Here is a 21,217-nt window from a genome sequence, read left to right as displayed (position 1 = left end):
CCACCCGGGCCCGCGTGAGGTGCGAAACGTGGGATTCTCATGGGCATGGATCGTCCTTATGTGATCGTTTCGGCCGCGATGAGTCTCGACGGCTACCTCGACGACGACTCCGACAAGCGACTGACGCTCTCGAACGCGGCCGATCTCGACCGGGTGGACGACGAGCGGGCGGGGGTCGATGCGATCGCCGTCGGCGCCGGGACGATCCGCGCCGACGACCCCCGGCTGCTGGTGCGCTCGGAGGAGCGGCGGGCGCTGCGGGTGGCCGCGGGGAAGTCGCCGTCGCCGTTGCGGGTGGTGTTCTCCCCTTCGGGCGAGCTGGAGCCGGAGGCGCGGTTGTTCAATTCGGGCGAGCCGGTGCCGATCATCTACACGAGCGCGCAGGGCGCGCGGGCCTGCCCGGTGCCGTCGCTGCGGGAGGCCGGGGAGGGGCCGGCCGCCGAGGTGGTGGCGACCGGGGAGACCACGGTCGATCTGCTGGCGGCCCTGAGCGACCTGGCTCGGCGCGGGGTGCGGCGGCTGATGGTGGAGGGCGGCGGGGTGGTGCACACGGCGTTCCTGTCGTCGGATCTGGTGGACGAGGTGCATTTGGCGTTGGCGCCGTTCCTGCTCGGGGAGCGAGGCGGGGCGTCCTTCGTGTACCCGTCGGCGTTCCCGCAGTCGCCGCGGCGGCCGCTGGAGTTGGTGGAGGCGCGCTCCATCGGAGCGATCGCGCTGCTGGTCTACAAGCGGGCCTGAGCGGGCGGCGGTCTCGTCGCGCTGCCGCACACCGGTTCGCCCACCGGAGCGACGCTTGCCCGAACCGGTTCTTTGTGGCCAATCGATCACTTAAGGTGAGCAAAGCGCCGCAACCGGATGGAGCCGCCGATGACCACTACAGAGACTGCCGAGACCCCGGAACCGGGTGAGCAACTGCCCGAACCGGGCCTGCTGCCCATTGAGGACGTCCGAGCCCAAGGCGACCTCAGACCGCCGACACTCCCGGTCGACCGGGCCGTCTTCTGGATCGCCGCCGCGGTCATCCTCGCCGTCATCCTGTGGGGCGCGGTCCTGCCCGAAGCCTTCGAATCCGCCTCCACCTCGGCCCTGAACTGGGTGATCGCCAACTTCGGATGGCTGTTCATCATCGCCGGCAACATCTTCCTGGTCCTGGCGGTCTACATCGCCTCCAGCCGCTACGGCAATATCCGGCTCGGAGCGGCCGACGAGGAACCCGAATTCGGGACCCTGCCGTGGATCTCGATGATGTTCGCCGCCGGCATGGGCATCGGCCTGATGTTCTACGGCGTGGCCGAACCGCTCTCGCACTACTTCGACGCTCCCCCGCCCCTGCAACTCGACCCCACATCGCCCTACTACCAGGACGAACTCCAACAGGGCGCGCTGCTGTACAGCTTCTTCCACTGGGGACTGCACCCGTGGGCGATCTACGCGGTGGCCGGGCTGGCGCTGGCCTATTCGACGTTCCGCAAACGGCGCGGCAACAACCTCTCCGACGCGTTCGCGCCGCTGACCGCCGACCGGAACTGGGGTCACGGCGCGGGCCGGGCGATCGACCTGCTGGCGATCTTCGCGACCGTGTTCGGCACCGCCGCGAGCCTCGGTCTCGGCGCGCTCCAGGTCGCGGTGGGACTCAACATCACGCTCGGGGTGCCGGAGACGAGGTGGTTGGAGCTCATCGTGATCGCCGCGCTGACGCTCGCGTTCGTCGTCTCGGCGTTCTCAGGCGTCCACCGGGGCGTCAAGTGGCTGTCCACGACGAACGTGCTGCTGGCGCTGTTCCTGGTCATGTTCGTGTTCCTGGTCGGGCCGTCGCTGTGGATCCTCGACGCCTGGCCGGCCACGACCGGTGCGTACCTGTCGAGCCTGGTGGACATCTCCAACATCACCGGGGCGTTCGGCGGGGCCGACTGGATGGCGACCTGGACGATCTTCTACTGGGCGTGGTGGCTGTCGTGGGCGCCGTTCGTGGGGACGTTCATCGCGCGGATCTCGCGGGGCCGCTCCATCCGGCAGTTCGTCGTCGGGGTGCTGCTGGTGCCCTCGACCGCGTCGACCCTGTGGTTCACGATCCTGGGCGGCACCGCGATCCGCTTCCAGTCCACCGGCGCCGCCGACTACAGCGCCGAAGTCGCCCAGGGCCCCGAGTACGCGCTGTTCGCGCTGCTTCAGTCGCTGCCGCTGTACAGCCTGCTGGCCGGGATCTCGATGCTGCTGGTGGCCATCTACTTCGTGACCGGCGCCGACTCGGCGTCGCTGGTGCTCGGCTCGCTCTCCAGCCACGGTTCGCTGCACCCGAAGAAGCCGCTGGTGGTGTTCTGGGGCATGGTGATCGGGGCGGTGGCGGCGGTGCTGCTGCTGAGCGGCGGGCTCCAGGGGCTCAAGAACGCGACGATCATCGTGGCGCTGCCGTTCGTGTTCGTCATGCTGGCGCTGTGCGTCGCGCTCATGAAGGAGCTGGTGACCGACCCCGGCGCGAACCCGCTGCGACAGCAACTGCGGCACAAGGGTTTCCGGGAAGCGATCCGGCGCCTGGTCGGCGAGGAGGTCAGCGCGCACGCCGAGAACGGCAACAACCGCTGGTACCGCGGCAAGCGAAAATTCGGCATGGGCTCGGGACGGCGCTCGAACCACGAGGAGTGAGCGCCGCGCACTCACCGACCCCATAGGATATATCCTATAGGATTTACTGCCGCCCTCGACGGTGAGCGCAGGACTGTCGGAAACGGCCGCCTCGCTGCGTTTCGGGTCGCTGCTAGGTTAATCAGTGACTCTGCGGCGGAAGGAAATCTCATGAAGGCGATCGTGGTCGAACAGCCGGGCGGGCCCGGCGTCATGCGTCTGCTCGAAGGCGACGACCCCGGCCCCAGGCCCGGCCAGATCTCGGTGCGGGTCGCCGCGGCCGGCGTCAACTACATCGACATCTATCACCGCTCCGGCGCCTACAAGCTGCCGCTGCCGTTCACCCCCGGACTCGAGGGCGGCGGCCGGGTCGCGGCCGTCGGCGAAGGCGTCACCGAGTTCGAACCCGGCGACGAGGTGGCCTGGACGAACGTCCCCGGCTCCTACGCGGACATGGTGGTCGGAGCCGAGGCCGACTTCGTGCCGGTCCCGGCGAAGGTCGCCCTGGAGACCGCCGCCGCGGTGATGCTGCAAGGACTCACGGCCCACTACCTGTGCACCTCGGTGTACGAGGTGCAGGAGGGCGACACGGTCATCGTGCACGCCGCCGCCGGCGGGGTGGGCCTGCTGCTGACCCAGATGGTCAAGTACAAGGGCGGCAAGGTCATCGGGACGGTCTCCACCGACGCCAAGGCCGAACTGGCGCGCCAGAACGGCTGCGACTACGTCCTGCGCTACGAGGGCTTCGGCGAGAAGGCCCGCGAGCTCACCGACGGCGAAGGCGTCGCGGCGGTCTACGACGGCGTCGGCGAGACGACCTTCGACGAGGGCCTGACCGCACTGCGGCGCCGGGGCACCATGGCCCTCTTCGGCCAGGCCAGCGGCCCGGTCCCCGCCTTCGACCCCCAGCGCCTCAACACCGGCGGTTCGCTGATCCTGACCCGCCCCAAGCTGAACGATTTCATCGCCACCAGGGAGGAATACCTCTGGCGCACCGGCGAGATCTTCCAGTGGATCGAGGACGACAATCTGCTCGTGAGGGTCGGCGACACCTTCCGCCTGGAAGAGGCCGCCGAGGCCCACGAGGACCTCCAGAGCCGCAAGACCACCGGGAAGGTCCTGCTCATCCCCTGAGCGGACTTGCAGGATTTAGGACGGCATGACACCGGGCCGGGAGCCTTACGACTCCCGGCCCGTCCGAATACCCGCTAGCCGTCCCGCGGATCGGAGCGCGCCCATTCGTCGCGGGTGACCTCGTACCAGACCTCGCCGTGTTCGGTGCCCGGCAGCGGGTTGTCGAAGCGCTGGTGGAAGGTGCGCCGGTAACGCAGTCCGCATTTCTCCATCACTCGGCGGGAGGCGGCGTTGACGAACATGGTATCGGCGGTGACGCGCTCGGCGCCCAGTGAGTTGAACGCATGGTCGACCAATGCCCTTCCCCCCTCGGAGGCAAGTCCTCGGCCCCAGTGGGCGGGGCGCAGCCGATAACCGAGCGAGGGCGCGGACGGCCCGTCGGCGAGCAGGATCAGGCCGAACCAGCCGAGGAAGACGCCGTTATGGTCCTCGGCGATGAACCGGCCGTGCCCGGGGTGGTTTTCCGACACGGCCAGGAGTTCGGCGATCTCGGCGGCCAGCGCTTCTCGGCTGGGAGGCTGCCAGTCGATGTAGCGCATGACATCGGGATCATGGTTCAGCTCGTCCAGCAGGTCAAGGTCCGCTGATCGCAAGTGGCGCAGTCGCATGCGTTCGGTGGTGAGCATGGCGTGCGGCTGATGTCGCGGTGTCATGGGCGCCAGATCACGACTTCGATCGTGTCGGTCCGTTCGGTGAAGCGGCCGTTCGGGGCCGCTTCCCGCAGGAGGCGGCGCAGATCGGCTTCGAACTCGGGGAGCCGGTCGCCGAACAGGTGCGGTGCCGAGCTTGACAGGGAGAACACCGCGGAGACGATCTCGTCCAGGCCCCGGTCGACGGTGCGTCCCTCGTCGATGGCGATCCGGGTGGGGTCGTTGAACCCGGCCTGCCGCATGATGGCCGCTTCGCCGCCGCGGGTGCCGTTCGGCAGGAAGCCCTGTCCGGCCCGGCGCACCGGTCCGAGATATCGAGCCACCAAGTCCTCGATCCGGTCCCACGGCGGGCCCGGATGCCCCGGCCGGTGCTCTCCGTCCGCGCCCCGATGGGTGGTGCCGCCGACATGGACCCAGGCCCCGTCCGGCTCGAGCATGCCTCGGACTCGACGGGCGACCAGGGACTGGTCCATCCAGTGAAACGACTGCGCGAACGAGGCCACCCGGAAGGTGCCCAGGTCGGCCGGCAAATCCTCACCGCGCAGATGCCGCCATTCGATGTCGGTCAGCCCCGCCTCGTCGGCCCGGCTCTGGGCCTCGGCGATCATGCCGCCGTCGGCGTCGACGCCCACTGTGGAGGCGAAGAGGGGCGCCAACAGCATCGTCAGCGACCCCGGACCGCAGCCGACATCCAGCAGCCGTCCGCTGCCGTCGAGATCGAGAGCGTCGCAGACCGTGGCGGCGAGGCTTGACGGGTAGGGCATGCGGCCGATGCCGTAATGGGCGGCGCTCCCGGAGAACAGCGTCTCGTCCCACTCCCATGCGTTGGCTTTCATTGGCAGGACGGTACCGGCACGGCGAGCACCGGTCGACCGGATATCCGAGGCCGCAAAGCCTGGCGCACGCGATGCTCACGACCGGTGGGCCTTGGATCAACTTCGTTCCCGGCCATGGGGAGTGGCACCGGCGAGAGCGTTCTGGCGGAAGGTCTTACGGTAGGCCGAGGGTGAGACGCCGACGGTCGACCGCAGGTGCTGGCGCAGGGAGACGCCGGTGCCGAGGCCGGCGCGTCGGGCGATCTGGTCGACCGTCAGGTCGGTGGCCTCCAGCAGGTGGCGGGCGCGTTCGATGCGCTGGTGGTTCAGCCACTGGGTCGGGCTCTGCCCGACCTCCTCGCGGAACTTCCTGGTGAACGATCTGCGGCTCATGTTCGCTTGGCGCGCCAGGTCATCGATGCTCAGCGGCCGGTCGAGGTTGGCGAGGGCCCAGGCACGGGCGTCGGTGGTGCTCGCGTCCTGCTCGTCGGGGACGGGACGCTCGATGAACTGGGCCTGGCCGCCCTCGCGCCACGGCGGGACCACGCAGCGGCGGGCGACCGCATTGGCGACCTTGCTGCCCCAGTCGAGGCGCACCAGGTGCAGGCAGAGGTCGACGGCCGCGCCGGCTCCGGCGGAGGTGAGGATGCGGCCCTCGTCCACGAACAGCACACCGGGGTCCACTTTGATCTTGGGGTACCGGCGCTGCATCCGGTCGGTCAGGATCCAGTGGGTCGTGGCCGACTTCCCGTCCAGGAGGCCCAGTTCGGCAAGCACGAACGCGGCGGAGCAGAAGGAGACGATCCGCGCCTCCGGGCGGACCGTCGCGAAGGCCTCGGCCAGGCCCGCGGGGATCTCGCGCACGTCGCAGACCGGGCCCTCGGGCTGGATGGTTGCGACAATGACCGTGTCGGCCCAGGCCAGCGCCTCCGGGCCGTGATCGGCGGCGATGGTGAACCCGCTGGAGGTGCGCACCGGTCCGCCGTCGAGGGAGCAGACCCGGACCTCGTAGCGGGGCTGGAGGTCGTCGTAGGCGGCGGCCGAGAAGATGCGGTCGGGGACGCCGAGCTCGAAGGCCACGACGTGGTCGAGGGCGAGGACCGCGACGCGGTGGGGAACCGGAACAGACATGGCCCGATTCTTTCACATGATGGCCTTCGGGCCTCTGGGCGGAGCGCCGACCGGGCCGCAGAATTGGTCCCGTTGAACCGCAATGAAACCGGAAGGACCATCCAATTATGGCTACCATGCGAACCGTCACCCAGGAAGAACTCGGCGGGCCCGAAGTGCTCAAGATCGGCGAGACGGAGCGGCCCGAACCCGGTGCGGGCGAGATCCTGGTGAAGGTCCACGCCGCGGGCACGAACCCGGTGGACTGGAAGGTCCGGACCCACGGCGGGCTGCTGGGCGACCGGCCTCCGTTCACGGTGGGCTGGGATGTCTCCGGCACGGTGGAGGCGGTCGGCTTCGGGGTGCGGCTCTACCGGGTCGGCGACGAGGTGTTCGGGCTGCCGCGCTTCCCGCAGTTCGCGGGCGGCTACTCGGAATACGTCACCGCGCCGACCCGTCACTTCGCCCCCAAGCCCGCCGCGCTGAGTCACGTCGAGGCCGCCGCGCTGCCGCTGGCAGGACTCACCGCCCACCAGGCGCTCGTGGACATCGCCCGGGTGGAGCCGGGTCAGAAGGTCCTCGTCCACGCCGCCGCCGGAGGGGTGGGGCACCTCGCCGTTCAGATCGCGAAGGCCAAGGGCGCCTATGTGATCGGCACCGCCAGCGCCGCCAAGCACGAGTTCCTGCGCTCGATCGGCGCCGACGAGGTCATCGACTACACGGCGGCCGACTTCGGCGAGTTGCTGAGCGACCTCGACATCGTGATCGACGCTTTCGGGGGCGACGATTACACCGCCCGCTCGGCGAAGGTACTGCGGGACGGCGGTGTCCTGGTGACCCTCCCCGGCCCGGCCGAACTCGCCGAGCCCGAGCAGGCCCGCATCGCCTCCGGCTTCATGCTGGTCGAGCCGGACCTGAACGGACTCAAGGCGATCGCCGAACTGGTCGAGTCCGGGAAGCTCACGCCCACCGTCTCCGAGACCTATGCCCTCGAAGACGCCGCGAAGGCCCAGGAGTCCCTGGCCTCGGGCCGGACCATCGGCAAGATCGTTCTGACCGTCGCCTGAATACGAAGTGCCACAGCGTAATCCGCGCGAGCGCCACGAACCGCGACCCTAACCGCGAATCCTATAGGATATATCCTATAGGATTCGCGGCGCGCGGCAGGCCAGTCCGGACCGGGCCGACCAAAGCGGGACTCAGCTGGAGCGGGTCTGCTCGATCCAGGAGTTGTGGAGGCCCGCGTAGATCGAGTTCTCCTCTTGGACCAGGTCGGCGTGGGGGCCGTGCTGGACCAGGTTGCCCGCGTCGAAGACCAGGACCTCATCGGAGGTCTCGGCGGTCGAGAGGCGGTGGGCGATGATCACGGTGGTACGCCCCCTGGTCACCGCGTCCAATGCGGACGACAGGCGCAGTTCGGTGGCCGGGTCGACCGCGCTGGTGGCCTCGTCCAGGACCAGCAGGTCCGGGTCGGAGACGTAGGCACGCACCAGTGAGACCAGTTGGCGCTCACCGACACTCACATTCGCGCCGGACTCGCCCAGTTCGGTCTCCAGTCCGTTCGGCAGCGCCTCGACCCAGTCGGTCAGGCCCAGTTCGGAGAACGCCACGTAGATCTCGGCGTCTGTCAGCTCCGGCTTGGCGAAGCGGACGTTGTAGGCGAGGGTGCCGTTGAACAGGAAGCCCTCCTGCGGCACCATCGTCACGCGAGATCGCAGCGAGGAGAACTTGACGTCCGTCAGCGGGGTCTCGCCGAGGACGACCCGGCCGCCGGTCGGGTCCATCAGGCGCGTCAACAGCTTCGCGAAGGTCGTCTTGCCCGAACCGGTCTCGCCGACCACGGCCACCTTGCGGTTGGGCGCGATGTCGACGTCGATGCCGTGCAGCACCTCTTCCCCGCCCGGGTAGGCGAAGCGGACGCCCTCGAAGCGGACGCCGACCGGGCCCTCGGGGAGGTCGGCGCCGTCCTTCGGGTCGGCCACGTCCGGGGCGGTGTCGAGGATGTCCAGCACCCGCCGCCAACCGGAGACCGCGTTCTGGGCCTCGTTCAGCGTCTCGGTGCCGATGACCACCGGCTGCGTGAACAGCACGACCAGGAATAGGAACGCGGTCAGCTCGCCGACCGACATCGACCCGTCCGCGACCAGGAACGCGCCCAGGATGACCACGATCGCATTGACACCGAAGTACACCAGTTCGCCCGCGCCGAAGGAGACCGCCGAGCGCCGGATCGCCTTGAGCTGGTCACCCCGATGCTCCTCGATCGACTCGTCCAGCCGGGCGCTGGTGCGGGCGCCTACCCCGTAGGCCCGCACCACACCGGCGCCGACGACCGACTCCGAGACCGCCGAGAGCATCTTCGAGACGCTCACCCGCACGTTCGTGTAGGCCGCCGCCAGGTGCCCCTGGAGCCACTTGATCAGCCACGTCACCGGGATGAACACGATCCACACCGCGATCGTCAGCTGCCAGGAGTAGATCGCCATGACCACCGTGGCCGCGACGATCTGGGCCGAGGAGGTCACCAGGACCATGCCGCCCTGCTGGAGGAACTGGCTGACCTGGTCGATATCGGTCGTCACCCGCGCGGTCAGCGCGCCGCGCCGCTCCGACTGCTGGTGCAGCATCGACAGGTCGTGGATGTGCCGGAAGGTGCGGCGGCGCAGATTCGCCAGCGCGGTCTCCGAGACGATGAACAGGCGCCGGTTCATCAGGAAGTTCGCGGCGGTCGTGATCCCGAGAACGACGGCGCCGAGGGCGATCACGGTGATGACGTAGGCGGCGTTGGGGCCGGCCTCGGCGAAGAGGCCGTTGTCGAGGACCTTCTGGGCGGAGACGGGGACGACCAGGCGGCCCAGGGCGGTCACCGCGGCGAGGAAGATCGTGAAACCGAGGCCGCGCTTCAGCTCGGGCGAGAGCTGGAGGCCCCGTTTGAGAGTCGCGAACGGATTCGACTCGGCGTTCGTCTGCTCGCTCATGCCGTGGTCTCCTCATCGAATTCGCGTTCGGCCTCGGCCTGTTCGTAGGCGGTGACGAGGTCGGCGTAGGGCTGGTGGCCCGCCAGCAGTTCGGCGTGGGTGCCGCGGGCGGTGATGCGGCCGCCGTCGAGGAAGACGACCTCGTCGGCGAGGGCGATGGTGGCGCGGCGGTAGGCGACGACGAGGACGCTGGCCGCGTCGGAGGAGTGCTTGAGCCCGGAGAGGATCTGCGACTCCACCTTGGGGTCGACGGCACTGGTGGCGTCGTCCAGGACGAGCAGGCGGGGCTGCCCGGCGAGGGCGCGCGCGAGGGTGAGGCGCTGGCGCTGTCCGCCGGAGAGGGTGGTGCCGCGTTCGCCGACCTCGGTGTCGAGGCCGTCTTCGAGGTCGCCGACGAACTTGTCGGCCCCGGCGTCGGCGAGGGCTGCCCAGATGCGGGTGTCGTCGATGCCGGGCCGGTTGAGGGCGAGGTTGGAGCGGACGGTGTCGTCGAAGATGAACGGGATCTGCTGCACGAGTGAGCAGGTCGCGGCCAGGTGGGGGTGGGTGAGTTCGCGGACGTCGACGCCGTCGATGCGGACCGCCCCGGCGGTGGGGTCGGTCAGGCGCGCGGACAGGGAGGCGAGGGTGGACTTGCCGGAGCCGGTGGCGCCGACGAGTGCGACGGTCCGGCCCGCTTTCACGGTGAAGCTGACGTCGCGGATGGCCTCGGTGCCGTCGGGGTAGGCGTACGCGACGGAGTCGAATTCGAGCTTGGCGGCCCGGCCGTCGTGCTCGGGTGCGTTCTCGCCGTATTCCATGTCGCCGGCGGCGGCCAGGACGTGGTCGATGCGGCGGCGGCCGACGACGGAGGTGGGGAGGTCGCCGAGGACCCAGCCGATGGCGCGGATGGGGAAGGCCAGCACGCTGAACATGAAGGAGACCATGACGAGCTCTTCGAGGGTCATGGCCCCGGTTTCGAAGCGGGCCAGGCCGACCAGGAGCGCCAGGAGTGTCCCGAGTTCGGGGAGTCCGGCGATGGCGGGTTCGAAGGCGGCCCGCAGGCGGCCGACGCCGATCATGGCGTCGCGCAGTTCCTCGGTGGAGGCGGTGAAACGCTCGGTCTCGGCGGTTTCGCGTCCCATGGCCTTGACGACGAGGGCGCCGTCGAAGGACTCGTGGCCGACGGCGGAGACCTCGGCGCGCAGTTCCTGGGCCCGCTTGGCGCGCGGAGCGGCCTTGGTCGCGAAGACCGCGTTGAGCGTGAACAGGACCGGGAACATGCACACCGCGACCAGGGCGATGGCCCAGTCGATGGTGACGAAGACGCCCATGGCGACGATGATCATGAAGATCGTGCCGACGGCGAACGGAAGCGGGGCGAGGGGGCGGGTGGCGGCCTCGACGTCGGCGTTCGCGTTGGACAGCAGGGTGCCGGTGGGGTGCTTCTGGTGCCAGGAGACGGGGAGGGCGAGGTAGCGGCGGGTGACCTGGCGGCGCCAGTGAGCCTGGACCTGGAACATCATGGCGCCGGCGCCGATGCGGCGGGCGCACATCGAGGCGAAGCGGAGGACCGAGGTGCCGAGGAGGGCGGCGACGCCGATCGCGACGGCGCCGACTGCGACCTCGCCGTTCTCATAGGCGGGGACGGCGACCTGGCCGACGACCCAGCCGATGACGTATGAGACGAACAGGGTGGTGGCGGTGTTGACCATCGCTCCGAACGCGCCGATGGCGAAGCGTTTCGGCTCGATTCGGATCATGTCGCCGATATTGCGCAGGCCTTGGCGAAGCAGGTTCGCTGTGGCGGGCGCGGTGCCGTCAAGGCTGGTCATGAAGTCTCCGGGCAGCGGTGGGTGCAGACACTGTCGTTATTGGGTCGGTCGAAGCTGGAACTTGCCGGTCGGCTAGCGACCACAGGCAATCATGCCTCGCACGTACGACAGTTGACAAACCATTGGGCAAACGCCGCTCCGGCGCCGGCGCCGGAGATGCGGCGGCCTCGCTCTTCGGATCGCCTATCGGACGGCGTGGCCGGCTTCCTTCAGACTCTGCTTGACCTCGCCGATGCTGACGTCCCCGAAGTGGAAGATCGAGGCGGCCAGTACGGCGTCGGCCCCGGCGTCGACGGCCGGGGGGAAGTCGGCGGCCTTGCCGGCGCCGCCGGAGGCGATGAGCGGGATGTCCACGACGGCACGGACGGCGGCGATGAGCGGAAGGTCGAAGCCGCCCTTGGTGCCGTCGGCGTCGATCGAGTTGAGCAGGATCTCCCCCGCCCCGAGCTCGGCGGCCCGGGCGCACCACTCGACGGCGTCGATGCCGGTGCGCTTGCGTCCGCCGTGGGTCGTGACCTCCCAGCCCGAGTCGGTGCCCGAGCCGGAGGCGACGTCGGCGGAGAGCACGAGAACCTGGTTGCCGAAGCGGTCGGCGATCTCGGAGATGACCTCGGGGCGGGCGATGGCGGCGGTATTGACGCCGACCTTGTCGGCCCCGGCGCGCAGCAGCTTGTCGACGTCGTCGGGGGTGCGGACGCCGCCGCCGACGGTGAGCGGGATGAAGACCTGCTCGGCGGTGCGGGCGACCACGTCGTACATGGTGGCGCGCCCGTCGGAGGAGGCGGTGACGTCGAGGAAGGTGAGCTCGTCGGCCCCGGCCGCGTCGTAGGCGGCGGCCAGCTCGACGGGGTCGCCCGCGTCCCGCAGGTTCTCGAAGTTCACACCCTTGACAACCCGCCCGGCATCCACGTCCAGGCAGGGAATCACACGCACCGCAACAGTCACGCCGCAAGCCTACAGGGCAAGGTCATCCGTGGTCTTCGCCATATTTCCCGGCCAGACTTGAACATGTTCAAAAGATTAGAGTAGCGTTCTGCTCAGAAAGTTGAACATGTTCAACTGAGGAATCCCCCTTAGAGAACGGAGCACTGTCATGGACATGGCAGTCATCGGCTACATCGCCTACCTCGTCATCGCGATCCCCCTGACCATCTGGGTCGCTCGCGTGCTGGGAGCCAACGGCTTCCACTTCATCAAGGACGTCTTCGCCGGCGACGAGCAGCTCGCCCAAGCGGTGAACAAGCTGCTCCAGGTCGGCTTCTACCTGCTCAACTTCGGCTTCGTGGCGCTGTGGCTGCGCACCGCCGAACCGATCATCGACGCCCGCGGCGTCTTCGAGACCGTCGCCATGAAGGTCGGCGCCGTGCTGCTGGTGCTCGGCATCCTGCATGTCATGAACGTGTTCGTGCTCAACGGTTTCCGCAAGCGGGGCCACGTCGACGCCCGGGCGCTCAGCACCCTGGAGCCGCCGATGCCTCCGCGTCCCGCCCAGTAGGCTTGGCCGCGTGAGCTCTGCTGCTTCGGACGACGGGTCCTCTCGCCTCACCAAGGGCGAGCGGACCCGTCAACGCATCATCGATGTCGCCCTCGAACTGTTCGCCGAGCGCGGGTACGACGGCACGACCATGCGGGCCATCGCCGCCGAAGCCGGTGTCTCCGTGGGCAACGCCTACTACTACTTCAAGTCCAAGGAGCACCTGATCCAGGGCTTCTACGAACAGGCCACCCTGCAGCACGCCGAACTGGCACCGACGGTGCTGGAGGGCAAGGAGACCCTGGCCGAACGCATCGAGGCCGCGCTGCTGGCCTGGCTGGAGATCGCCGGGCCGTACCACGACTTCGCGGGCCAGTTCTTCAGGAATGCGGCCGACCCGTCGAGTCCGCTCAGCCCGTTCTCGGAGGACTCCGCCGAGAGCCGCGAGCGCGATATCGCGCTGTACCGGGAGGTCCTGGAGGGTTCGAAGACCCGCGTTCCCAAGGACATGGCCGAGATCCTGCCCGAAATGCTGTGGCTGCACCAGATGGTGGTGGTCCTGTACTGGGTCTACGACGGGTCGGAGGGTCAGGAGAAGTCGAAGGAGCTCGCCCGCCGCACCGCGCCCCTGGCCGCACGGGTGGTGGCGCTGTCGCGTCTGAAGATCTTGCGGCCCTTGGTGAGGCAGGGCGAGGAACTGGTGCGGGACTTCCTGATCACCCGGAAGCCCGAATAGGGCGACACGCGTCGCCCTTGGCTTCGCTTCCGCCCACACGATGGTGAGATTCATGTCGTGAAGACCATTGTCGTACGAATCTCAGATGTGGCCCATCAGTGGCTGGACGATGCCTCGCAGCGCGCGAACGTTCCGGTCTCCGAACTCGCGAAACTCGCGATCGAGAAGGCCGCCTACGCCGCCGCTCTCGCCAGGTACGCCCCGACGGAGGGCCAGCCGTACCGATATGACCGCGCGGCGATCGCCGAACATGATGCCGATGTCGCCCGGATCATCTACGGGGACAACCCCTGATCCGAATGCAAGAGGCCGGTGAGACGGAAAACCGCCTCACCGGCCCTTTGGTGGGAATTGCCTGTGCTACCTCAGCAGTCGCGCAGTTCAGGCGACTGGTTGAGCAGCTGTCCCCGGGGCGAGATGAACTTCCGGTACGTGTCGGAGTCGACCTCCGCCGCCGGGAAGGCGGCGACCCGGTGGCAGTTCTGGAAGGCCAGCTTCACGCCGAAGTGGCGCTCCAAGGCCCCCCTCATCGAGTCCGACGCCAGGACGCGCAGCAGCTGACCGCGCGCCTTCTCGTCCGGCGGCGGCGTGATGTTGTCGGCGAACTGCGTCGAGCCGGTCGATGAGACCACCCCGTTCTTCAGGTCGCCGACGACCTTGCTGATGAGCTCCCAGGCGAAGGGAAGCGAGTCTTTCACGCAGCCGACGAACTCGGCATCACTCACCGGACCGGCCTCGGCCTTGGCGAGCAGGTCCTCTGAGACGTCAAGGGACATGCGGATTCTCCTCTCGATTCGAATCAATTCATTGTGCTCGGGATCGGTGACACTCCGCTGTCGGATAATCGACGCAGACAGGTTTCTGGTGCAAACTGTCTAGACAGTTCCGCGGGCCGTCTGGACTCCACCAGCGCTTCCGAAGGGCGCACCCGCCGGAAGCAATGCCTCGAACTCGCGGCTCGCGCCGCCGGGCGCGTACCGCGAGTCTGCTTATGCCGCTTGGGGTTCGAGCAGGTGCTCGCCCAGGACGAAGTCCGGGACGATCTGTTCGGCCAGGTCGACCCCGGCGCGCTCATTGCCCCAGGACTCGGCCGCCTTGCGGTGGAACTCGTGGGCCTGGCGCGTGAACTTGGCCCAGTCCTTGCCGGCGGCGACCGCCCGCTCACGTGCGGCGTCGAGCACCGCGAGGTTGGACTCCTCCAGCTCCTCGATCGGGCCGACCCGGCCCCGCTCGGCCGCCTTGACGTAGCGCGAGCGCGAGCACCACCCGGCGAGCGCGTCGCCGACGTGCTCGCGCAGGAAGTCCACATCGTCCTCGTCGTCGATCTTGTTGCCGATCACGGCGATATTGACGTCGTAGTCCTCGGCGTAGCCGACGTACTGCTTGTAGACCCCGACGCTGCGAAGGGTCGGCTCGCACACCAGGAAGGTGTGGTCGAAGCGGGTGAACATGCCCGAGGCGAAGGCCTCGGCGCCGGCCACCATGTCCACGATGACGAACTCGTCGGTCCCGTCGATCATGTGGTTGAGCAGCAGCTCCACGGCGCCGACCTTCGAGTGGTAGCAGGCCACCCCGAGGTCGTCGTCCACGAAGCCGCCGGTCGCGGCGAAGCGGATGCCGTCCGCGTCGGTGAACAGCCCGTCCAGGAGCGGATTCGACTCCCCGACCGTCACCAGGCGCGAGCCCGGCCCCGGCGGTGTGGTCTTGAGCATCTTCTCCGGCGACCGAATGAGCGGGTTGTCCCCGCGCAGGAAGTCTTTGATGTCGGCCAGGCGCTCCCCGAGGACCGGGCCCATCGCGGCGGCCTCGGCGTCGCGCCCGAGAGCCGCGGCGAGGTGCTGGTTGATATCTGCGTCGATGGCCATGACGTCGTGACCGAGCGAGGCCGCGCGGCGCGCGAACAGCGACGCCATCGTGGTCTTGCCCGAACCGCCCTTGCCGACGAAGGCGAGTTTCATAGCGGTGTTCCCCCACCAATTGAAAATGGTTGTTGATTTCAATTGAGGTTAGCAGCAGCGGAAAGTGACCGTCTCTCATACAGCAAGGGCCCCATCGCAACCGTGTTGCAATAGGGCCCTTAGTAGTGCGGAAGTGCTACTCGGCGGTGACCGCCGGCTCCGGTCGGTCCGTCGGAGCCGCGTCCGCGTCGCCGCCGTCGCGCCGCCGGTATTGGATCAGGAACGCGGCCACGGCCACGGCCAGGCCGATGAGGCTCACCGTGATTCCGCCGTAGAGGAGCATGAGCGCGGCCAGGATCATCAGAATCCGCTCCCACCACTTGAGTGGGACGCTCATGTACCCTGCGACCGCAACGCCTAGGAAGCAGACGCCGATCACGGCGCTGATGACCGCAGTCGTAGTCGTGACCCAGCTGTCGCCCAGCAACATCACCCCCGGCGCGATCACGAACGCGAACGGCACGATGAAGCCGGAGATCGCGATCCGCATCGACTGGACGCCCGTCTTGACCGGACTGCCGCCCGAGATGCCCGCGGCCGCGAAGGATGCCAGGCAGACCGGCGGAGTGATGTCGGCCATGACGCCGAAGTAGAACACGAACATGTGGACGATCAGCGCGAGCTGGAAGGGCTCCAGACCCCACTCGGCGTATCGGGTCTCGACCAGCGGCAGCAACGCCGGGACCGCGACCACGGCCATGACCACGTAGTTCGCGGTGGTCGGCAGGCCCATGCCGAGAATGAGGCAGGCGATCATGGTGAAGAACATGACCAGGTACAACTGGGAGTCCGGGATCGGAACGTACTGCGAGAGCGTCGCGCCGAGGTCGATCAGGCCGTCGCCGATCTTCAGCCCCAGCGCGGTGGTGTTGATCGTCCCCGAGATCAGACCGGCCGCAGCCGTGGCGGCCACGATCGGCAGCGCCATCTTCGCGGCGTCGGCGAGGCCGTTGAGCAGGCCCATCGGGGTGAGCTTCTCCTCGTACGACTTCCAGCCCTGGACACCCTTGAAGGCCAAGATCAGCAGTTGGACCACAATGTTGAGACCGACGGTGGCGAGGATGGCGAGGAAGGCCGCCCGCATCGGGGTGAAGCCGAGCGAGAGGATCACGAAGATCAGGATCAGGGGCAGAATCAGGTAGCCCTTGCTGACCAGCAGCGGAATGAGCTTTGGCAGCTTGTCCTTGGGCAGGCCCAGGATGCCCTCGCGCCGCGAGACGAAGTGGACGACGATGTACTGGGCGACGAAGAACAGTACCGCCGGCACGATCGCCACCAGCATGATGTCCGCGTACGTGACGCCCTGGCCGACCATCGCCAGCATGATGAACGCAGCCGAGCCCATGACCGGCGGCATGATCTGCCCGCCGGTGGACGAGGCCGCCTCGACGGCCCCGGCGAACTCCTTGTTGTAGCCGGCCTTCTTCATCATCGGAATGGTGAAGGCACCGTTGGAGACCGTATTGGCGACCGAGGAGCCGGTGATGGTTCCGGAGAAGACCGAGGTGATGACGCCGACCTTGGCGGTACCGCCGACGCGCCCGCCCGCGATGCCGAGGGCGAGGTTGGTGAAGAACCGCTCCATGCCGGTGCGCTGGAGCAGCGCCGCGAAGACCATGTAGAGGAACACGAACGTCGAGGACACCTGCAAGGGGATGCCGAAGATGCCCTCGGAGCCCAGGAAGGAGTAGTCGAGGATCTGGTCGGGGTTCTTGCCCGAGTGGAGCAGGAATCCGGGCATGTCCCGCCCGAACAGGGCGTACGCGAGCATGGCGGTGCACACAATGGTGATCGCCAGGCCCACCGCGCGGGTGGCGGCCACCAGTACCAGCAGGGTGCCGATCGTGGCGGCGGCGTAGCCGCTCGCGGGGAATCCCTGGATGATGTAGCGCGAGAAGTCGGCGGCGTTCTGGAAGGCCCACAGGGCCGCCCACGCGCCGCCCGCGGCCAGGAGCACGTCGGCCACCGGCATGCCACCGACATTGAACGGCAGGTACCGGGTGATCTGAACCAGGACCAGCACCGCCACGCTCGGCAGCAGGATGGTCATCTCCATGCCGGTCGCGTAGTAGAGGTACGCGGCGACGGCGATGCCGCCGACGGTCCAGTACAGGCCGCGGCGCTTCTCCTTCTCGACATTGCGAGTCGGGCGGTAGACCAGGAAGATCAGTGCCAAGCCGAAGGCGAGGTGGATGGCTCCCTGCTCGATGGTCGGCAGGGTGCCCTGCCAAGCGGTCCACAGGTGGAAGCAGCTCATCCCCACGCCGAGGGACCAGACCAGCCACTTCCAGAAGGGATGCAGTTCGGTGCGGAGTGGGCCGACGACCGTGACGGGTTCGGCCTCGGTCATCTCCTTGATGTCCTTGGCCGCCTCTTCGGCGTCGTAAGCGACGGCTGTTGTCTTGCCGCCGGTCTCGTCGCTCATCTTCGTCTTATGCCTTTCGAGTGTCTACCTTGGGGGTAATCGGTGACAGCGGTACGGGACTGCACGAGCGGCGAGCCGGCGCGTGGCCGACTCGCCGCTGTGCGGATTCAGAATCCCACGGGGCGGGATCCGGCTTACAGGAGGCCCTGCTCCTCGTAGTACTTCTGGGCACCCGGGTGGTACTCGACGTCGACCAGACCGTCGATGGCGGTTTCGATCGAGATCTGCGAGGCCACCGCGTTGTCGACCTCGTCGGTGTTCTCGTACATGAACTTCACCAAGTCGTAGACCTGGTCCTCGTCGAGACCGGCCGGAGCGTACAGCGCCGCCCAGGAGGTGACGGTGGTGGCGCCCTCTTCGATGCCCTCGTAGGAACCGGCCGGGATCTCCATGTCACCGAGCGTCGGGTCGTCGGCCGCCAGGGTCTGGCGGATCTCGTCGTCGATGGTCACCAAGTGCACGTCGGCGTTCTGGGCGACCTCGGAGATCGAGGAATCCGGCACCGCGAGGATGCCGAAGGCCGCATCGACCTGGCCGTCGCGCAGCTTCGAGGCGGCGTCGCCGAAGCCGTCGGGGAAGGTCTCGGCGGGCTCGACGCCGGCGGCCTCGAGGATCGCCATGGTCAGCCCCTGAGTGGCCGAGCCGTCGGGACCGATGGCGACGCGCTTGCCGTCCAGGTCGGCCACGGTCTCGATGCCGGAGTCGTCGGTGGCGACGATCTGCATGACCTCGGGGTAGATGTTGCCGAGGAAGGTGACACCCTCCAGGGCGCCGGTCTCCTCGAAGTCGCCTTGGCCGTTGACGGCCTGGGTGGCGGTGCCGTTGACCGACATCGCGAGCTGGATGTCGCCGGCGGCCATCTGCGTCAGGTTCTCGACCGAGGCGCCCGTGGCGATGGTCGATACCGTCAGGCCTTCGATGTTGTTATTCCACATTTGGGCGATGGCGCCGCCGAGCGGGTAATAGGTGCCGCCGACCGAACCGGTGCCCATGGTCATGGCAGAGAGCTCACCGATTTCACCGTTGTCCCCGGAGGTATCCTCCGACCCGGCATTGCAGCCTGCGGTGACCAGCAGTGCTCCTATCGCGAGTGGTGCGATGAAGCGCGCGGCTTTTCTCAGCATCTCGTTCTCCGTTCATTCAAACGTGCAAGCCCCGCAGGGCAGCGGGCACAATCGGTACAAGGGTTGGAAAGCACTTTACGGTGCTTGATCCACACTGACCGTCATACACGCTGTGATGAGGCCGCAAAGTCGCCGAACCGTTATCTTCGTCGCTCGTCCGACTCGAATCGGACACAGGTGAGTTGCACGGCAGCCGTTGTACACCGGCCCGGAGCGGATTAGTGTCGAGGTCATGAGCGCGTCATCCGACACCGTGGGGATCACGGTCGAGAAGCCGGGACTGGTCGAGTACCAGCAGGCTTGGGACTATCAGAAGGCGTTGCAGCAGCGGCGCATCGATGACGAGGTCGGCGACACGGTCGTGCTGCTGGAGCATCCGAGCGTGTACACGGCGGGCAAGCGCACCGAGGCGTGGGCGCTGCCGCAGGACGGCACTCCGGTGGTCACGGTCGACCGGGGCGGCCAGATCACCTGGCACGGCCCGGGACAGCTGGTGGGCTATCCGATCATGAAGATGCGCAACAAGGTCGACGTGGTCGGCTACGTGCGCCGCGTCGAGGACATGATCACGGCGGTGTGCCACGAGTTCGGCGTGACCTCGGCTCGCGGGCGGCTACGGGACCGGACCGGCGTGTGGCTCCCCGCCGACGACAAGGGTCCCGAGCGCAAGATCTGCGCGATCGGGGTGCGGGTGCGGTGGGCGACGACAATGCACGGATTCGCGCTGAACTGCAATCCGGACATGACCGCCTGGGATCGGATCTCGCCTTGCGCGATCACCGACGCCGACGTCACGAGCCTGTCGCAGGAATTGGGCCGCGAGGTCACCGTCGCCGAGGCGATGCCGGTGGTGGAGAAGCACCTGCCGCTGCTGCTCGAGCAGGACTAGCGGGGATTTCGGCAGGGGCGGGCCGGTCGGTCCGCCCCTTCGCCGTGCGAGTGGGGGTCAGCAGCCTTCGATCGCGGCGGGCTGCTCGTCGGCGACGGTCGGTTCCTGCCAGAGCATGACGTCGAGGATGTTGTTCCACGAGTCGCCGCCGGGGAAGAACACCTCAGAGTGCGAGTGCACGCCTTCGATCTCCTTGCCGAGGATGCCCTGCGCGGCGAGGCTGACGCCCTCGTCGTCCAGCGCCTCAGGGTCGTCGGTGAGATAGCCGGTGGTCAAGTTGATATTGCCGGGGAAGTCGTCGGGGTCGGCGCCGTGACCGAGCAGCGGGACGTACGGCATGCCCTGGACGTAGCTGATGGGGTCGCCGGTCGCGGTGATCGAGTACCTGGTGCGGCAGGGCTCGGTGTAGTCCTCAGGCGAGTAGACATCGTTGCCCATGCCGGCGGAGGCGATGTGAATGATCTGGTCGGCCTCGAGCTCGTAGGTCTCGGCGTAGCCGATGACGGCCCCGCCGTAAGAGTGCCCGGCCAGCGTCAGCGGCACGTCACCGATCTGGTTGCGCAGGTCGACGGTGAAGGAGGCCAGGGATTGGGCGGCGACCTGGGACCAGGACGCCCACGATTCCTCGATCCAGCCCGCCGGCCAGGAGGCGCCGGCCCACACCACGATGGCGAGCTCGCCGTCGGCGGCGTCCACGAACGACTTGGCCCGGTTGTAGTAGAGGTCGAAGTTCTCGTTGGAGAGTTCGGCCGAGCCTCCGGGGACCAGGACGGTGACCGCCGAGGCGGTGTCGAGGTCGCCGACGACCTCGATCCAGGAGCCGTTGCCGGCATTGTTGTACGGGTCGAGGTAGAGGAACTCGCGGCCCGAGCCCTGGATTTTCGCCAGGTCTTCGCGGACGGGACGCTCGGCATCGGTCGTCCAGGGCCGTTCGGGGCTGTCGTAGGCGGTGGAGGCCATCGCGGTGGCTTCGAGGATGAGCTCGTTGGCGTCGGCGCGGGCGTCGAAGGGGGCGCCGGGCAGCTCGGCGATGACCGACGGGTAGAGCACCGACAGCCACTGGGTGTTCTCTTCGCCCAGGTCGGTGAAGAATTCGCTGACCGCGAGGGGGTCGAGATCGCCTTCGGCGGCCTGGAGGGTGGCCAGCGCGGCGGGCAGTTCGCCGGAGGCCGCGTCGGGTGTGGCGGCGACGAGTTGGGTAGCCAGCTCGGGGTCGGCGATGGCGGCGTCGAGGGCGGTGGCGGGGTCGGCTGCGGCGATGGGGGCGTCCGCCCGGAGCGCGGACACCGCTTGGGTCGCGTCACCGGCGAGGACCGGGACGGCCGTGGCCTGTCCGGCTTCGGCCTCGCCCAGGCGGGTTACGCCGGCGAGGTAGACGAGGGCAAGGCACGCGGTCAGGGCCAGGGCCGAGGCGCGCCACCACCGAAATCTCACCGGGCCAGCCTAACCGAGGCGAGCGAGTGGTGCTGCACGCTGTGGGTGTGAGAT

General features: G+C 68.2%; 19 protein-coding genes. 8 read left to right on the top strand and 11 right to left on the bottom strand.

Features of this window, described 5'->3' with window-relative positions:
- The first annotated feature begins 45 nt into the window (after positions 1-45).
- From FAB82_RS24125 to FAB82_RS24115, 3 genes are all read left to right on the top strand, one after another.
- Positions 46-738, top strand: a complete 693-nt coding sequence (locus tag FAB82_RS24125; RefSeq protein ID WP_136537120.1) for a RibD family protein — start codon at positions 46-48, stop codon at positions 736-738.
- A gap of 129 nt (positions 739-867) precedes the next feature.
- Positions 868-2,643, top strand: coding sequence for a BCCT family transporter (locus tag FAB82_RS24120; RefSeq protein ID WP_136537119.1), 1,776 nt, complete (start codon positions 868-870; stop codon positions 2,641-2,643).
- A gap of 150 nt (positions 2,644-2,793) precedes the next feature.
- Entirely contained in the window at positions 2,794-3,756 is a 963-nt protein-coding gene (locus FAB82_RS24115) for a quinone oxidoreductase family protein (protein WP_136537118.1), read from the top strand.
- A gap of 74 nt (positions 3,757-3,830) precedes the next feature.
- Here FAB82_RS24115 and FAB82_RS24110 read toward each other — a convergent pair whose 3' ends face one another.
- From FAB82_RS24110 to FAB82_RS24100, 3 genes are all read right to left on the bottom strand, one after another.
- Entirely contained in the window at positions 3,831-4,409 is a 579-nt protein-coding gene (locus FAB82_RS24110) for a GNAT family N-acetyltransferase (protein WP_246039804.1), read from the bottom strand.
- Positions 4,406-5,242 carry a class I SAM-dependent methyltransferase gene (locus tag FAB82_RS24105; protein WP_136537117.1) on the bottom strand — a complete coding sequence of 279 codons (837 nt, stop codon included), beginning with the start codon at positions 5,240-5,242 and terminating at the stop codon, positions 4,406-4,408. Before FAB82_RS24105 ends, FAB82_RS24110 begins: the two co-directional genes overlap by 4 nt.
- 96 nt (positions 5,243-5,338) lie before the next feature.
- On the bottom strand, positions 5,339-6,352 hold the full coding sequence (locus FAB82_RS24100) for a GlxA family transcriptional regulator (protein ID WP_136537116.1): 1,014 nt from the start codon (positions 6,350-6,352) through the stop codon (positions 5,339-5,341).
- A gap of 116 nt (positions 6,353-6,468) precedes the next feature.
- On the opposite strand from FAB82_RS24100, the gene FAB82_RS24095 reads away from it, so the two are divergent.
- On the top strand, positions 6,469-7,398 hold the full coding sequence (locus FAB82_RS24095; RefSeq protein WP_136537144.1) for an NADP-dependent oxidoreductase: 930 nt from the start codon (positions 6,469-6,471) through the stop codon (positions 7,396-7,398).
- Positions 7,399-7,530: 132 nt separating this feature from the next.
- On the opposite strand, the gene FAB82_RS24090 is transcribed toward FAB82_RS24095, so the two are convergent.
- The 3 genes from FAB82_RS24090 to hisF all read right to left on the bottom strand — a co-directional run bounded on the left by FAB82_RS24090 (position 7,531) and on the right by hisF (position 12,068).
- A complete protein-coding gene (locus tag FAB82_RS24090) occupies positions 7,531-9,309 on the bottom strand; it encodes an ABC transporter ATP-binding protein (protein WP_136537115.1) in 1,779 nt (592 codons plus the stop codon).
- On the bottom strand, positions 9,306-11,123 hold the full coding sequence (locus tag FAB82_RS24085; protein WP_136537114.1) for an ABC transporter ATP-binding protein: 1,818 nt from the start codon (positions 11,121-11,123) through the stop codon (positions 9,306-9,308). The genes FAB82_RS24090 and FAB82_RS24085 overlap by 4 nt, the downstream gene beginning before the upstream one ends.
- 183 nt (positions 11,124-11,306) lie before the next feature.
- The gene (hisF, locus tag FAB82_RS24080; RefSeq protein WP_136537113.1) at positions 11,307-12,068 is read right to left on the bottom strand and encodes an imidazole glycerol phosphate synthase subunit HisF; all 762 of its coding nucleotides are present in this window, start codon (positions 12,066-12,068) and stop codon (positions 11,307-11,309) included.
- A gap of 148 nt (positions 12,069-12,216) precedes the next feature.
- On the opposite strand from hisF, the gene FAB82_RS24075 reads away from it, so the two are divergent.
- From FAB82_RS24075 to FAB82_RS24065, 3 genes are read left to right on the top strand one after another with little or no spacing between them, the layout of a single operon-like run.
- On the top strand, positions 12,217-12,618 hold the full coding sequence (locus tag FAB82_RS24075) for a hypothetical protein (RefSeq protein ID WP_136537112.1): 402 nt from the start codon (positions 12,217-12,219) through the stop codon (positions 12,616-12,618).
- A gap of 10 nt (positions 12,619-12,628) precedes the next feature.
- Positions 12,629-13,333, top strand: coding sequence for a TetR/AcrR family transcriptional regulator (locus FAB82_RS24070; RefSeq protein ID WP_136537111.1), 705 nt, complete (start codon positions 12,629-12,631; stop codon positions 13,331-13,333).
- Between the two features lie 57 nt (positions 13,334-13,390).
- Positions 13,391-13,627 (top strand): hypothetical protein, encoded by a 237-nt coding sequence (locus tag FAB82_RS24065; RefSeq protein ID WP_136537110.1) that lies wholly within the window; start codon positions 13,391-13,393, stop codon positions 13,625-13,627.
- A 71-nt stretch (positions 13,628-13,698) separates the two neighbouring features.
- Here the strand turns inward: FAB82_RS24065 and FAB82_RS24060 are convergent, their stop codons facing one another.
- The 4 genes from FAB82_RS24060 to FAB82_RS24045 form a co-directional block, all read right to left on the bottom strand.
- Positions 13,699-14,109 (bottom strand): SCO5389 family protein, encoded by a 411-nt coding sequence (locus FAB82_RS24060; RefSeq protein ID WP_136537109.1) that lies wholly within the window; start codon positions 14,107-14,109, stop codon positions 13,699-13,701.
- 213 nt (positions 14,110-14,322) lie between these two features.
- A complete protein-coding gene (locus FAB82_RS24055; protein ID WP_136537108.1) occupies positions 14,323-15,291 on the bottom strand; it encodes an ATP-binding protein in 969 nt (322 codons plus the stop codon).
- A gap of 136 nt (positions 15,292-15,427) precedes the next feature.
- The gene (locus FAB82_RS24050) at positions 15,428-17,716 is read right to left on the bottom strand and encodes a TRAP transporter permease (RefSeq protein ID WP_136537107.1); all 2,289 of its coding nucleotides are present in this window, start codon (positions 17,714-17,716) and stop codon (positions 15,428-15,430) included.
- A 134-nt stretch (positions 17,717-17,850) separates the two neighbouring features.
- Positions 17,851-18,840, bottom strand: a complete 990-nt coding sequence (locus tag FAB82_RS24045) for a TAXI family TRAP transporter solute-binding subunit (protein WP_136537106.1) — start codon at positions 18,838-18,840, stop codon at positions 17,851-17,853.
- Positions 18,841-19,072: 232 nt separating this feature from the next.
- On the opposite strand from FAB82_RS24045, the gene lipB reads away from it, so the two are divergent.
- Positions 19,073-19,729, top strand: coding sequence for a lipoyl(octanoyl) transferase LipB (gene lipB, locus FAB82_RS24040; RefSeq protein ID WP_136537105.1), 657 nt, complete (start codon positions 19,073-19,075; stop codon positions 19,727-19,729).
- A 57-nt stretch (positions 19,730-19,786) separates the two neighbouring features.
- Here the strand turns inward: lipB and FAB82_RS24035 are convergent, their stop codons facing one another.
- Entirely contained in the window at positions 19,787-21,163 is a 1,377-nt protein-coding gene (locus FAB82_RS24035) for an alpha/beta hydrolase (RefSeq protein ID WP_136537104.1), read from the bottom strand.
- Positions 21,164-21,217 lie beyond the last annotated feature (54 nt).

Origin of the sequence: Glycomyces buryatensis (assembly GCF_004912275.1) — a bacterium.
GTDB lineage: Bacteria > Actinomycetota > Actinomycetes > Mycobacteriales > Micromonosporaceae > Glycomyces > Glycomyces buryatensis.
This window is presented reverse-complemented; position numbering and strand designations above follow the sequence as displayed.